The following is a 14,823-nucleotide window of genomic DNA, read 5'->3' as shown; positions in this document are numbered from 1 at the left end:
CCCCGTGCCGAGACATTTATGCCGTGCTTCGAGGCCAGTCCACGAATGGCAGAAGAGTCTGGTCCGGGCGGAGCCAGAAAGCGATTTCAACGACGTGAAATCCGCTGTGCTGAACATGCGCTCGGCAATGCCGAGCATATATCTGCGTGAATGGATCTTTTCCACATCCACCCCCACAGGGCAGTCGCAGCAGACTGCCAGGATCGCAAGATGGCCGCTATGAGCCAGATTGAAGTGGATATCACTCGCTTGATCGGCAAGTTCAGGCTTGCCGTGTTCGCCATATTTCAGCCGGACAGATAGAGGCGGGGTGGCCAGATAGTGTCCAAGAATGGATCGCAGGGCGCTACGGCCGGCGATAAAGCGGCTTTTGGGGGTTTCCAGTGTGAACCGTCCGGCGCGGGTCAGTTCATCCTGTGAAAGGTAATGGCGGAAGTCAGAACGGTCCAGATCGACGGACCAGAGGTGTAGAGTGCTCGGCTCGGGTGCCGCTTTCGGGCGCTCGGAGAGCCAGAGGTTGGTGAGGTCTGGTAGAGGGGATCCCGGCTGAAACATCATGCCTGTCACGATGCGTCGCTGGAGGGAATATTGAACAGCCGCACGGCATTTTCCGAGGTTATGGCAGCGATCTCCGAAGCGGGTTGGTTACGCAACTCCGCGACTGTTTGCAACACGGTCGGCAGATAGGCTGATTCGTTGCGCTCTCCCCGGTGCCCGCTGTCTGGCTGATCCGGTGCGTCTGTCTCCAGCATCAAACTTTCCAGGGGCAGGATCTGGATCAGACTGCGCAGGCGTTTGGCCCGCTCATAGGTGATGGGGCCGCCGAAACTCAAAAGAAAACCCAGATCGATCAGTCGGCGGGCCTGCTGCTCGCTACCGGAGAAACTGTGCACCACCCCCGACAGGCCGGGGAACTGTTTCAGGGAGTTGAAAACCTGGTCCACGGAACGGCGGGCATGGATAATCACCGGCAATCGGTAGCGTCGGGCCAGTTCAAGTTGTGCCTCGAACAGCGCCTGCTGCGCTTCCGGCTGGGGATCTTCGATGAAAAAGTCCAGACCACACTCGCCGACGGCTACCGGCTGTTCCCGTTCGATCCAGGAGGCGAGTTGCTCTATATCCTCGGGCTGGTGATCCCCAAGGAACATAGGATGCAAACCGTAGGCGGGGTAGAGTCCAGGATAGTCCCTGCAGACTTGCTTCTGCCGCGGCCACCATTCGGCCTTGATCCCGGCGATGATCTGGCGGGTAACCCCTGCGTCCCTGGCACGTTGAAAGGCCTGATCCCGATCCTGGTCGAAGCGGGCATCGTCAAAGTGGCAGTGGGAGTCGATCAGCCTCGGGAGAAGACCCATTGGTCCCCCTGGGAGAGCGATTCATTGTAGTCATAACCCGCAGCATCGAAGCCTTTGATATCCTCCGGCTTGGTAAGCCGGTTTTCGATAATGTAGCGGCTCATCAGTCCCCTGGCCTTTTTGGCGTAGACGCCGATCATGCGATAGCTGCCGTTTTTATTCTCTTTGAATTGCGGGGTGATGATGCGTCCCTTCACCAGTTTGGGCCTGACCGATTTGTAGTATTCATTAGAAGCGAGATTGACCAGTACGTCATCTCCCTGTCTCAGCAACGCCTTGTTGATCGCATCGGTAATGGTGGTTCCCCAGAAGGTGTAGAGATCCTTGCCCATCTCATTGGGCAGTTTGGTGCCCATCTCCAGCCGGTAGGGCTGCATCAGATCGAGGGGACGCATCAGACCGTAGAGTCCGGAGAGGATGCGCAGGTGATCCTGGGCGAAGGTAAAATCATCTTCATTCAGGCTCTCTGCGTCCAGTCCCGTATAGACATCGCCCTTCATCGCCAGCGCCGCCTGCTTGGCGTTTTTCGTGGTGAAAGGGGTCTTCCAGTCGTGATAGCGGTCGAAATTGAGTTCAGCCAGCTTCATGCTCAGCTTCATCAGTTCCGCCAGATCCAGTGCAGAATAGTTGCGCAGGTTATTGATCAACTGCTGGGACTGTTTCAGGAACGCCGGTTTGCTATGGGTTTTGGTGACCGGGGGTGTTTCATAGTCCAGGGTCTTGGCGGGGGAGATGACGATTAACATGGTGCTGATGCCGAATGGGTGAATGAGACTAATAATCGCGATCCTGGTGGTGAAATACAACCGCAACCAGTCTGTGGGTATGGTGAAGTAGTGCAGATTGCAATCGCGTGTTAGCCTTTCCCGCAATATCAATACAGGTCTGATAATGAATCAGGGTAGAGAGATTGTCGCAGAAAAAATGTTGCGGTTGCTGCAACGGCTCTATGCAGAGAGTGACGGACTGGCCGAAGCGGATGGCGACCTGCAGCTCTGGTATAACCGGGGTTATGCCAACGGCATGATCCGCGCCCTGCGGGATCTGGGCTATGGAGCACAGATATCCCAGACAGTCGATGCAGACAGTGACGAGCGTATCAGCGGACAGGAGTTTTTGCCCTGGGGAAAAGCCTATCTGCATGGTTTCGAGACGGGTGAGAAAGAGATCCGGGAAGTGCTCTGATACATTGGATTTGTTTCTGCCTGGGAACACGCTTTAACCACGAAGCGCACGAAGAAAGCTTATTGTTAATCAACTGCTTACCTTAGTGCTCTGCATGTTCTTTGTGGTTAGATAGGGTTTTCCTGGCAGACACTGGATTAAGGGTGTAATTATGAAAGTCGTCTCCTTCAATACCAACAGTATCCGCACCCGTGAGCATCAGCTTGCCAGACTGCGGGAGATTCACGATCCGGATGTCATCGGCATTCAGGAGAGCAAGGTACAGGATCAGGATTTCCCCCTCGAGATGATGGAGAGCCTGGGATATCAGGCGCAGTTCTTCGGCCAGAAGACCCACTATGGTGTGGCGCTGCTCTCCAAACAGCCGGCATTGGCGGTGGAGAAGGGTTTCCCCAGCGATGAGGAGGATGCCCAGCGACGTTTGATCATTGCTCGCTATGCCTCTGAGAAAGGTAACGAAGTCACTGTGATCAATGGCTATTTTCCCCAGGGCGAAAGCCAGGATCACGAGACGAAATACCCTGCCAAGCGAAAATTTTACGCGGATCTGCTCTGCTATCTGAAAGAAAACCACAAGCCGACCGATCCAGTGCTGGTGATCGGTGATATGAATATTGCGCCGCTGGATCTCGATATCGGTATCGGCCAGGAAAACGCCAAGCGTTGGTTGCGCACCGGCAAGTGTAGCTTTCTCCCGGAAGAGAGAGAGTGGCTTGAGCGTCTGAGGTCCTGGGGATTGCACGACACCTATCGCACTCTTTACCCGGATGTGGACGACCAGTTCAGTTGGTTTGACTATCGCAGCCGGGGATTTGACCGGGAGCCGAAACGGGGACTGCGCATCGATCTGATCATGGCGACTGACCCTCTCAATCGGAGTTGCACTGGCGCGGGGATCGCCCATGAGATCCGGGGGATGGAGAAGCCATCGGATCACTGTCCGATCTGGGCGGAGTTCGACTATTAGGGGTTGGCAGGGGGCCAATCCCTTCATTTTCTGTGAATATACCTCTCCCTGCCTGAGCTATAAATAGAATATCCAATAGAAACATCAGTATGAATTTCCGCTGCTTGCGGTGGTGTGGTTTACGCATCCTTGCGGGGATGCTGTCTCATGAGGATGTTGCGTTGCTTGATTCCTATCGAAAGCATATAGCAGAACGTGCCGAAGAAGGCATTCCCCCGCTGCCCCTGAAGCCTGAGCAGGTGGCTGATCTGGTGGAACTCCTGAAGAACCCGCCGAGCGGTGAAGCGGCGTTTCTGCTGGAGCTGATATCCGAACGTGTGCCTGCCGGTGTGGATCAGGCGGCCTACGTCAAGGCGGCATTTCTGGCGGACGTCACCAAGGGTGCGGCTCAATCGCCCCTGATCGGCCGTATCGAGGCGGTGCGGCTTCTGGGCACCATGCTCGGTGGTTACAACATAACCCCCATGATTGCTGCCCTCGATGACGACGAACTCGCGCCGACTGCGGTCGAGGGTCTGAGCAGAACCCTGCTGATGTTTGACGCCTTCCATGATGTGAAGGAGAAGGCGGATGCCGGTAATAAGTACGCCCGTGCGGTAGTGCGGTCCTGGGTCGATGCCGACTGGTTCACCCAGCGTGAGAAATTGCCTGAGAAGGTAACGCTCACGGTGTTCAAGGTGCCTGGTGAGACCAATACCGACGATCTCTCCCCCGCAACCGATGCCTGGTCGCGTCCCGATATTCCCCTGCACGCCAATGCCATGCTGCAGAATCCCCGTGAAGGGCTGGATGGCAATCCACTGGAGACCATCGCTGAGCTGAAAAAGCAGGGGCATCCCCTGGTCTACGTAGGGGATGTGGTGGGCACCGGCTCGTCACGCAAGTCGGCCACCAACTCGGTACTCTGGCACATCGGCAAAGATATCCCCCATATTCCCAACAAGCGGGCCGGAGGCTTCTGTCTCGGCGGCAAGATTGCACCGATCTTTTTCAATACGATGGAGGATGCGGGTGCTCTGGCGGTGGAGTGTGGTGTCTCCAGTATGACTATGGGCGATGTTATCGATATCCACCCCTATGAAGGGGTGATACGGAGTCACGAGGACGGCGGGACCATCACCGAATTCACACTCAAGACCGGGGTGCTGCTCGATGAGGTACAGGCGGGTGGCCGCATCCCTCTGATCATCGGACGCGGCCTGACCGACCGGGCGCGTGAAGCACTGGGACTTGCCCCGTCTGAGATCTTCAAACGACCGGTGGCTGTAGCCGGGAGCGACAAAGGTTACACCTTGGCGCAGAAGATGGTGGGACGTGCCTGCGGTGTAGCAGGTGTGCGCCCAGGCACCTATTGCGAACCGCGCATGACTACGGTGGGATCTCAGGACACCACCGGGCCCATGACCCGGGACGAGCTGAAGGATCTCGCCTGTCTTGGCTTTTCCGCCGACCTGGTGATGCAGTCCTTCTGCCACACAGCGGCCTACCCCAAGCCGGTGGATATTCAGACCCACCACACGCTGCCCGATTTTTTCTCTTCCCGCGGTGGTGTCGCTCTGCGGCCGGGAGACGGCATCATCCACTCCTGGCTGAACCGGATGTTGCTGCCGGATACGGTGGGCACCGGGGGTGATTCCCACACCCGTTTTCCCATCGGCATCTCGTTTCCTGCGGGCTCCGGATTGGTCGCCTTCGCCGCCGCTACAGGTGTTATTCCCCTGGATATGCCTGAGTCTGTACTGGTGCGTTTCAAGGGAGAGATGCAGCCAGGTGTCACCCTGCGGGATCTGGTCAACGCCATCCCCTACCAGGCGATAGAGGATGGCCTGTTGACGGTGGACAAGCAGGGCAAGAAGAATATCTTTTCCGGCCGCATTATCGAGATCGAGGGGCTGCCGGATCTGAAGGCAGAGCAGGCCTTTGAACTCTCTGATGCCACAGCCGAGCGCTCCGCAGCAGGTTGTTCCATCAAACTGGATAAGGCGCCGATCATCGAATATCTCAACTCCAACATCACCCTGTTGAAAACGCTGATAGCCAACGGCTACGAAGATGCCCGCGCTTTGGGACGCCGGGTCGAGGCAATGGAGACCTGGTTGAAGAACCCGGAGCTGATGGAAGCCGATGCAGATGCGGAGTATGCCGCAGTGCTGGAGATCGACCTGAATACGATCAGGGAACCCATCCTCGCCTGTCCCAACGACCCGGACGATGTGAAGCGGCTCTCCGAGGTGGCCGGCGCCACTATCGATGAGGTCTTTATCGGTTCCTGCATGACCAATATCGGGCACTACCGTGCTGCCGGAAAGGTACTCGAAACGGTGACCCACCTGCCGACCCGCCTCTGGATCTGTCCCCCCACACGCATGGATGAACATCAACTGGTGGAGGAGGGGTACTACAGTATTTTTGGCAGGGCCGGCGCCCGCACCGAGATGCCAGGCTGCTCACTCTGCATGGGCAACCAGGCACGTGTTGCTGACGGCGCTACGGTGATCTCCACATCCACCCGTAACTTTCCCAATCGCCTGGGGAAGGGGGCCAACGTCTATCTCAGCTCGGCGGAACTGGCGGCGGTCTGCGCCATACTGGGGCGGATCCCAACCCTGGAAGAGTATCGGCAGCAGGTTGAAAACCTCGATCCGATGGCGGATGAGATCTACCGTTATCTCAATTTCGACCAGATTGCGGAGTACCGGGATCAGGCGGTAAAGGTCAGCCTGCCTGAGTAGTTTCTGTTCGGAAACATCATTGGATTATTGAAAACCATTCAGAAGACGTAGGCCCGATCAAGCGTAGCGGATCGGGCGTTCTGGATTGACTGTTCACCTTCTATTATGTTGCCCTTACCGAGGCGAGTGCGGTCATGTTCAACAGTCCTCGCACGGTGGTGGATGGTGTGACGATGTGGGCTGAGCTCGCTGCGCCGAGCAGGATCGGACCGATCGTTATGCAGTCACCCAGTATCTTCAACACGTTGAAGGCGATATTCGCAGCATCCTGATTGGGCATCACCAGCAGATTTGCCGCACCTTCGAGTCTGGAGCCGGGTAGACGCAGCTTGCGCAGCGTGGCGTCCAGGGCGAGGTCGGCGTGCATCTCTCCATCGATCTCCAGTTCAGGTTGGTCTGCCCGGACGATGTGTAGTGCCGCCTGCATTTTTTTGGCTGAGGCCGAATCGTGGCTGCCGAAATTGGAGTGAGAGAGCAGTGCGACCTTGGGCTCGACGCCGAACCAGCGCACTTCGTCAGCGCAGACCCGAACCATGTCGGCGATATCCTGAGCATCAGGTTCCTCCTGCACATAGGCATCGGTGATAAACAGCGTACAGGAGTGAAGTACAAGGACGTTCATCGAGGTGAGTTTTTTCATCCCCTCTGCGGGGCCGATGATGTCCTGAATCTGTTGCAGATGATTTCCATAACGCCCCACCACGCCACAGATCATGGCATCCGCATCACCCTCCAGGAGCATCATCGAGGCAAGCACGGTGGAACTGGTGCGTACCCGTTGGCGGACTTCAGTGGATGAACAGCCTTTCCGGGCCAGCAGACCAAAGAGACGATCGCAGTAGTGGCGATAGCGAGGGTGATCCTGGGGATCGACCAGCTCGATCTCCCGTCCTATCTCGATGGTAAGGCCAAGTTCCTGAATGCGTTGGGTGACTACCGCTCTTCTTCCAATGAGGATGGGGCGGGCAATGCCCTGCTCGAGTACCTGCGGGATGACCTGCAATACCTTTTGCTCCTCGCCCTCGGCGTAGACAACCTTTTTTGGATCTTCACGGGCGCAGTCGAATACCGGCTTCATGGTCATACCGGTGCGAAAAACCTGTCGCTGAAGTTTCTCCCTGTAGGCCATCAGGTCGCTGATTGGGCGCTGGGCCACGCCGGTCTCCATCGCAGCCTGAGCCACTGCTGGTGCAATATGCTCCATGAGCCGCGGGTCGAACGGCTTGGGGATCAGATATTCAGGGCCAAACTGAAGTTGTTGACCGCCATAGGCTGATTGCACCACATCAGAAGCCTCTGCCAGGGCGAGGTCGGCTATTGCGCGGACGCAGGCCTTCTTCATCTCGCAGTTGATCTCACTCGCCCCGCTGTCCAGTGTTCCCCGAAAGAGGAAAGGGAAACAGAGCACATTGTTGACCTGATTGTGGTAGTCGGAACGCCCGGTGGCGATGACCGCGTCGGGACGTACTGCCCTGGCCTCGTGCGGCATGATCTCGGGAACCGGATTGGCCAGTGCCATGATCAACGGTCTTTCCGCCATACTCTGCAGGAACTCTGGTTTCAACACCCCGGCGGCAGAGAGGCCCAGGAAAATGTCAGCCCCTTCCATGGCGTCGCTCAGTGAGCGGGCTTCGGTCTCGATGGCATAACGGGCCTTGTAGGGGTCCATCGCTTCCAAACGCCCGCGATAGACCACGCCTGCGATGTCGGTGACAATGATGTTTTTCCTGTTCAAGCCCAGTTCCACCAGGAGATCAAGGCAGGCAAGGGCGGCAGCACCGGCGCCGGAAGCCACCAGTCGAACTTCATCGATTTTTTTACCGACCACCCGCAGGCCGTTGAGAATGGCAGCGGAGACGACGATGGCGGTGCCGTGCTGGTCGTCGTGAAAGACCGGGATGTTCATCCGTTCTTTCAACCCCGCCTCGATGATGAAACATTCGGGTGCCTTAATGTCCTCCAGGTTGATGCCGCCGAACGTGGCTTCCAGGCCGGCGACAATATCGATAAATCGCTGAGGGTCTGTTTCGTTCACTTCGATATCGAATACATCGATATCGGCAAATTTCTTGAACAGGACCGCTTTGCCCTCCATAACCGGTTTGGAGGCGAGTCCGCCGATGTTGCCAAGACCCAACACGGCGGTGCCGTTGGTAATGACAGCCACCAGATTGCCGCGAGCAGTGTAGTCAGCCGCCTTAGCAGGGTCGGCTGCAATCTCCCGGCAGGGGTCGGCAACACCTGGTGAGTAGGCGAGCGAAAGATCCTGCTGATTGGCAAGCGGTTTTGTCGGCTTGATCTCAAGCTTACCCGGGCGGGGGTATCGGTGATAGCGCAAGGCGCTGTTTTGTGGGTCCTCTGACATGAAGAGACTTCCTTCTGTTTTGTGAGAGTTTACGGATATGACAGCTGCCTGGATTCAACCATAGACGATAAGAGCCAGCGTGTTGAAAAAATGCCAGTTATTCCACCGTATGATGAGGGGAATGCGGGTTAGATTTGCAACGTGCCAGTGAACTACTTCATATGAGTTTTTGTGCCAAATATAGATAGGCTAAATGACCAAATTTCTTCAATTTAAGGTTTTAAATCAGCTGCCGCTAATAATTGCGAAATAAGTTGTTGAAGCGCATGCCTCTCCAGGTAGCGGCTTTGTAATGAATGCTGAGTAAAGGCAAGGAAAAAGGAATAGAAGCATTGGGTGTCCAGATATGGAAAAAATATCTTTCCATGGGTCTTCAATGGACATGAAAATGATCAATTTAGCATGCTTCCCTACATTTTTCCTGCAACTGGAGGCGCCAGTTTCTGTCGCTATTTTTTCCTCTCAAGTCAGTAATAATAAAGAAGAAATCAGATGGCACTCTTGAAAAAAGTCTCAGCCGTCCAGGTAGTCGATTCTCTGGCGGAGATCACCCGGTTTCACGACCGTGAGTTGATCGAAAGAAGTTTGGTGAAAACCCTGTCTGAGGTTGCGCCCTGCAAGGAGCTGCGTCTCTACCAAGTGGTTGGTGCGGCAGAGGATCTCGATCTGCTTCTGCTTGCCCACATGGTTGAGAACAAAGAGGTTTCAGATATTCCTGCGATTGAACGGCATATCTCCAAAACGCTTTCCGAGGGCATTGCCGTTGCCGTGGAGGAGGGCGAGGTTGTCTCGTTGGACGATGAGAGGCGTGGCATAACAGATACGATCTATCCGGTATTCAATACCAGAAACGAAGTCTTCGCCGTGTTGGTGCAGTTTACTGAAAAACTCAGTTTTGAATTTCAACGCCTGACCTACGGACTGTTAAAAGTCTACTCAAATTACCTCACTCTGCTGGACGAAAACCAGAAGGACAAACTTACCGGTCTGCTGAATCGTGAAACCCTGAGTAGCGAAGTGATGAAACAGTTGACGTTGAGCTGTCACAAACGCAACAGCGCCAAGTCTGAGGTGAAACGCCGCTCTGAAGATGAGGTCACCTACTGGTTGGCGTTGATCGATGTCGATTATTTCAAGAGGATTAATGATCGATTTGGTCATCTGTTTGGGGACGAAGTGCTTATCCTGTTAGCGCGTCTGCTGACAGATACCTTCCGTGATGGGGATCTGCTTTTTCGTTATGGCGGTGAAGAGTTCGTCGTCATACTCAAGGTATTTTCCCAGAAAGATGCGGTTTCTGTGTTGGAGCGTTGCCTTAGGACGGTGGGATCCCATGAGATGCCGCAGGCAGGCCGTATCACTATCAGTATCGGGGCCGTTGAAATCAGAGATCAAAACGGTACTGCAGAGGTGATCGGAAGTGCCGACAGGGCGCTTTACTACGCAAAGAACAACGGGCGGAATCAGCTGCATATCTACGAAGATCTGGTCGAGCAGAATTTGCTGGAAAACACTGAGCAACCGCAAATCGGTGAGATCGATCTTTTCTAGCCACAATATGGCAGACCCTTGATAGAAAAGGGTAATCGCAGTTGAATCTATTCTGGCCTCTATACTCTAGAATGTAAGGAGTTGCTGAGTTAGCCTGCTTGTGTGCATCAGTGTACCGGCCACTTTTTCCATGCACACTGCCCCTGGGAAAAGCCGCAACTGCGCAACGGTTGAGGATGTTTTCAGGTAACAGGATGGGAAAATCGCATAACCACATATCTACTATTATCGGATTGTTCTTTGTCACGCTGTGGTGTGGAACAGCGAACAGTGCATCGCTTGAAGACGAGCTGCGCGGGGTGTCGGCGATTCGTGGCCGTCTGCAGGCTGTGCTACAGGATGTTGAAGTCGCCATTCCCGCCCGCGAACCCAACTGGATGCAGTTGCAGGCTTTCTACAAAGACCGGAAGGGACGAGCGGTATGGCATGAGAGTGAACAACTCAATGCTCAGGGTGAGACACTACTGACCCTGCTTGACAGTGCCTTGACGGAAGGTTTGGAGCCTGTTGACTATCATTTCCCGCGTTTGAAAGTATCACGGCACCAGCAGGATCCGGCTGTGATTTTGGAGCGGGAACTTCTGCTCACCGATGCCTTTTTCCGCTATGCAGGTGATCTTCGTGGAGGCCGTGTCAAAGCGGCAGATCTGGATCCGCTCTGGCACTTTGAATTTGACCGGACTGAACCGATGGAGCTCCTGCAGGCCGCGTTGTCGGCAGACGGCCTGTCTGACCTGTTGAGTGATCTGGCTCCAGACTCGCTGGAGTACAAGCGTTTGCGGCAGGTGCTTTTCGATTACCATGAAATAGAGAGCAGAGGGGGCTGGAAAACCTTCCCCAGGATCCAGATCCTGCGTCCGGGTGATCGTCATCCCTCGATTTTGCTGCTACGGGAGCGGTTGCGTATGGAAGGTGACTATCTCGAACCACCGGCGGACGGGGATGACTATTTTAATCCACTGTTGGAAGTTGCGGTGAGACGTTTCCAACAGCGCCATGGGCTGGATGTGGACGGTTGGGTTGGCCCGAAAACACGGGCTGCGCTGAATGTGTCCGTGGGACACCGCATTGCCCAGATCAAGGCCAATATGGAGCGTTGGCGCTGGTTGCCCCACTCTTTGGAAGAGCGTTACCTGTTGGTCAACACAGCAGGTTTCGAAGTGACGATGAGGGATCAGGGTGCAGAGGTTTTTCGCCGACGTACTGTCGGTGGCAAGCTGGAACGTGAAACGCCCTCCTTCAAAAGTCGGATTACCCATCTGGTGCTCAACCCGCAATGGACGGTTCCAAGACGTATTGCAGTGGAGGATTTACTGCCAAAGCAGTTGCAGGACGATAATTTTTTCGACAGCAAGGGGATTGTGGTATTTCGTAAGGGAGAAGAGGGTGACTGGATTCAGGAGGATGCGGTGGCCATCGATTGGAGTTTGTATCACAAGAATGACTTCCCCTTTGTCTTGAAACAGATGCCGGGTCCCCGCAATAGCCTGGGCCAAATCAAATTTCATATGGTCAGCCCCTACGCGGTTTTTCTTCATGATACCCCTGCAAAAGGACTCTTTGAACGGCCATCACGTCCTTTCAGTTCAGGATGCGTGCGGGTTGAGTCCGCCTCCCTACTGGCTACACAGCTGCTACAGGGGGAGAGCGAACAGGCCTCGGCATTGGCGCTGCAGGAGGGTATCGACTCCGGTCAGACGATGATCTGGCGGCTAAAACAACCGATACCGGTCTATCTGGCCTACTTCTCTGCATGGGCGAATGAGGATGGCATCCCCCAGTTCCGGGCTGACGTCTATGGCCTGGATGCCCCTTTGATTCAAGCCTTGGAATCCGGTGGCAACAAGTTGTCCAGTCTGTCGGTGGCCGGACTTCCAGTCTCTTCCAATTCGATGACTCGCTAAAGCGGGGTGTCGACCCCGCTCAGGAGGCCTGGACTTATGGACAATCCCCCACATCCGCACCACAACGACAAGCCGTCAGTGAATCGATCTGCACCTCGGCGAGCGCGTCTGAACCGGTGAACGCCACATCGATCTTAAAGAAGATATTATCGCTCTGCCGCTCCAGGATGAATGACGGCGATACGGTGTCACTCACTGGATTGTCATGCGTCCTGCTGAATATCGTCCAGTTTCCATTGATCGTAATAAAATTAACTTCCGATGCCTGATTCAGATCAGGAATGAATGCCTGCAATGCCGAGACGTCCGTAGAAGCACTGGGATCATCGAAGGTGACCAGCCGGATTGTGTCAGCGCCTGAGGCATCAATCTGAATTATCGTTGGCGCCTCTCCAAGTCCTGGTAGATAAGGCAAAGTGGTTTGCAGGGTGAGTGGATTGCTGCAAACACTACCCGGATCTGTGGCGGTTACATTTACCGTATCCGCAGTGCTGTCGAGCTGGCCGTCATTTACCACAAGCGAGAGTTGGTAGATACCCTCAACATCGGGTGTAAACACCGGTTGCTCAAGGGTTGGCGTTGCGAGTGAGGCATCGGACATCATGCTCCCCGGAGACACAGATTCAAAATGCCAGAGGAAGGTGATTGGATCCGTATCCGGATCACTGCTGCCACTGCCGTCCAGGGTAACCTGTACCCCTGTTACCGCATCGGGCTGGTCGGGGCCTGCATCGGCGACCGGCGGTGAATTGATCATCGATCCGGAGACACTGATCGTTACACTGTCAGCTTCGCTGTTTGCCTGATTATCATTAACGGTCAGCCGTAAAAGATAGTTGCCATTCACCGTTGGGGTAAAGGTCGGACTGGCCTCTCTGCCTTCGGAAAGCAGCGGCCATGCGCCTGGCCAGGATGTCCAGTCTACAGGCGTGGAAACCAGGCTCCAGCTATAGGCTACAGGGTCAAAGTCAACATCACTGCTATTGCTGCCGTTCAAGGTGGCCGGGAAATTGGCCGTGACATTCTGATCGATACCCGCATCCGCGACCGGCGGGGTATTCGTGGTGACCTTATAGACGATTGTATCGTAAGGAACACTTTTTGCAGTCACTCTTACAACATAATCCCCCTCCATATCATAATTCAGCTGACCACCATTGGGATCATATTGATCAGAAGCTACAACAGTGGCGTTACTGGTGGCCGGTTTGTTGATCAGCCACCAGCTATACCAGGTTTCTCCACCGACGACAGGGGTGGAGCGACTGGCATCCAGTACCAGACTATCCGCCCCGGCATAGGCAATCCGCTGATCCGGCCCAAGGATGGCGATGGGTTCAGGCGCACTTGATGTTGCAAGCACCTTTACCCGGTCCCGGCGTTGCTGGTCATAACTACTTCGAATAAAGTCGAAATGATCAAAATATCCACTGCTGTTATATTCACCATTATCGACTGCTAGAAAGAGCACATAGAGACCGTCAACATCGGGGGTAAAAGAGGGTGTCGGGGTATTGGCATTTGAGAGTGTTGCATGACTGCCCAGCGGCCTTGAGTAGAACTGCCACTCGTGAGTCAGGGGCCGTCCATCTATATCATAGCTTTCACTACTATTGAGGCTTACCTGCGTACCTGTAGTGACATTTTGATCCGGTCCGGTGATCGGTGTGGGATGGAGATACCCCTCTGAAGGGTAGACATAGATGCTGACATGATCAGCGGTGCTTACCCACTCATTCTCATCGATCACATGCAGGCGAGCCTCATAGCGTCCCCCCCTGTCACTCTCATTAAATTCAGCAATAAAAGAGGGATTGACCACCTCGATTGAAGAGAGCACTGATGTGCTATCCAAAGGTTGCTCCGTCATGAACCAGCTATAGCTGAGCGGCATATTGATGCGGTCATGGAAGCTATCACTGCCATTCAACTCAACCAAGGCACCATGTTTTGCAACAATATCCGCACCCGCCTTGGCAACCGGCCGAACCTCATCAGCCTCCTTATAAGCGGTGATCTTGACCGTATCCGACCCTATATGGTCGTCATACCAGACCGTTAGCTGAACAACATATTCACCTGGGTAATAGGTACGAAATATTGGATTGATAATATCTGTGGCACTGAGCCAGAACTGAGCATCTACCGGTGTTTCTAGCATTTCCCAACCGTAGACTACGCTATAATCGCTTGGATCTGTCCCAAGGGGAGTGTTACTGCCACTGCCATCAAGATAGACAGTTGACGAATACTCAACATGCTGATCAGGCCCCGCATCCGCAATACCGTATGGATCACCAATACCCCACAGATGGTCGCTGCCACTCGAACCGAGTATCGACAAGACACCAAAGACGACCACCAGCATGAGCGACAGCAGCCGCCAAACCTGTAAGCCCATATTGCTCTTAAACATGATCCACCTCCCACCGCTGGACCTTATGCAAAGTGAGTAATGCCGCAGCTGTGCCAAAGAGAATGAAGAGCACATCCAGAGGATCGAATGTGCCGGTTAGAAAATAGGTGTCCGCCACTTCCAGGAAAGGAAAATCTTCAAACCACGCGGGTATCCTATCCGTCAGGTATTGAGCGAAAAATGGATGTTGACCGAATTCAAAAAAGAGTTCTATGGCTATCCAGCCAAGACAGATCAGGATCAGTCCGGCTCTGGACGGATTAAGCACGACGGCTGTGAGTAAAATAAATGCATAGATATGGATGAAGGAGGGAACCGCACTACAAACAGCTGCGGCCGACATGGAGT

11 protein-coding genes are annotated in these 14,823 nt (G+C 54.6%); 5 read left to right on the top strand and 6 right to left on the bottom strand.

Annotation, left to right across the window (positions count from 1 at the left end; translation table 11 throughout):
• The 3 genes from G9Q73_RS00835 to yaaA form a co-directional block, all read right to left on the bottom strand.
• Nucleotides 1-558: 4'-phosphopantetheinyl transferase family protein (locus tag G9Q73_RS00835; RefSeq protein ID WP_177418059.1), on the bottom strand; the 558-nt coding region annotated here is incomplete at its 3' end.
• A gap of 5 nt (nt 559-563) precedes the next feature.
• A complete protein-coding gene (locus G9Q73_RS00830) occupies nt 564-1,355 on the bottom strand; it encodes a TatD family hydrolase (protein WP_177418058.1) in 792 nt (263 codons plus the stop codon).
• On the bottom strand, nt 1,334-2,101 hold the full coding sequence (yaaA, locus tag G9Q73_RS00825; protein WP_177418057.1) for a peroxide stress protein YaaA: 768 nt from the start codon (nt 2,099-2,101) through the stop codon (nt 1,334-1,336). The genes G9Q73_RS00830 and yaaA overlap by 22 nt, the downstream gene beginning before the upstream one ends.
• A 145-nt stretch (nt 2,102-2,246) precedes the next feature.
• Between yaaA and G9Q73_RS00820 the strand changes: the two genes are divergently transcribed.
• The 3 genes from G9Q73_RS00820 to acnB all read left to right on the top strand — a co-directional run bounded on the left by G9Q73_RS00820 (nt 2,247) and on the right by acnB (nt 6,239).
• On the top strand, nt 2,247-2,540 hold the full coding sequence (locus G9Q73_RS00820; RefSeq protein ID WP_177418056.1) for a hypothetical protein: 294 nt from the start codon (nt 2,247-2,249) through the stop codon (nt 2,538-2,540).
• A 151-nt stretch (nt 2,541-2,691) separates the two neighbouring features.
• Entirely contained in the window at nt 2,692-3,507 is an 816-nt protein-coding gene (xthA, locus tag G9Q73_RS00815) for an exodeoxyribonuclease III (RefSeq protein WP_177418055.1), read from the top strand.
• Between the two features lie 161 nt (nt 3,508-3,668).
• The gene (gene acnB, locus G9Q73_RS00810) at nt 3,669-6,239 is read left to right on the top strand and encodes a bifunctional aconitate hydratase 2/2-methylisocitrate dehydratase (RefSeq protein WP_177421192.1); all 2,571 of its coding nucleotides are present in this window, start codon (nt 3,669-3,671) and stop codon (nt 6,237-6,239) included.
• 103 nt (nt 6,240-6,342) lie between these two features.
• Here the strand turns inward: acnB and G9Q73_RS00805 are convergent, their stop codons facing one another.
• The gene (locus G9Q73_RS00805; RefSeq protein WP_177418054.1) at nt 6,343-8,604 is read right to left on the bottom strand and encodes an NADP-dependent malic enzyme; all 2,262 of its coding nucleotides are present in this window, start codon (nt 8,602-8,604) and stop codon (nt 6,343-6,345) included.
• 492 nt (nt 8,605-9,096) lie between these two features.
• On the opposite strand from G9Q73_RS00805, the gene G9Q73_RS00800 reads away from it, so the two are divergent.
• Entirely contained in the window at nt 9,097-10,155 is a 1,059-nt protein-coding gene (locus tag G9Q73_RS00800) for a GGDEF domain-containing protein (protein WP_177418053.1), read from the top strand.
• Nucleotides 10,156-10,349: 194 nt separating this feature from the next.
• Nucleotides 10,350-12,059, top strand: coding sequence for a L,D-transpeptidase family protein (locus tag G9Q73_RS00795; RefSeq protein ID WP_177418052.1), 1,710 nt, complete (start codon nt 10,350-10,352; stop codon nt 12,057-12,059).
• A 34-nt stretch (nt 12,060-12,093) separates the two neighbouring features.
• Here G9Q73_RS00795 and G9Q73_RS00790 read toward each other — a convergent pair whose 3' ends face one another.
• Nucleotides 12,094-14,475 carry a PKD domain-containing protein gene (locus tag G9Q73_RS00790; protein ID WP_177418051.1) on the bottom strand — a complete coding sequence of 794 codons (2,382 nt, stop codon included), beginning with the start codon at nt 14,473-14,475 and terminating at the stop codon, nt 12,094-12,096.
• Nucleotides 14,468-14,818 carry a hypothetical protein gene (locus G9Q73_RS00785; RefSeq protein WP_177418050.1) on the bottom strand — a complete coding sequence of 117 codons (351 nt, stop codon included), beginning with the start codon at nt 14,816-14,818 and terminating at the stop codon, nt 14,468-14,470. The genes G9Q73_RS00790 and G9Q73_RS00785 overlap by 8 nt, the downstream gene beginning before the upstream one ends.
• Nucleotides 14,819-14,823: the final 5 nt, after the last annotated feature.

The sequence above is a fragment of the endosymbiont of Lamellibrachia barhami genome, assembly GCF_011947365.2.
Taxonomy (GTDB): Bacteria; Pseudomonadota; Gammaproteobacteria; order Chromatiales; family Chromatiaceae; genus QGON01.
The sequence above is the reverse complement of the archived record's forward strand: the minus strand, read 5'-3'. Positions and strand labels throughout refer to the sequence as shown.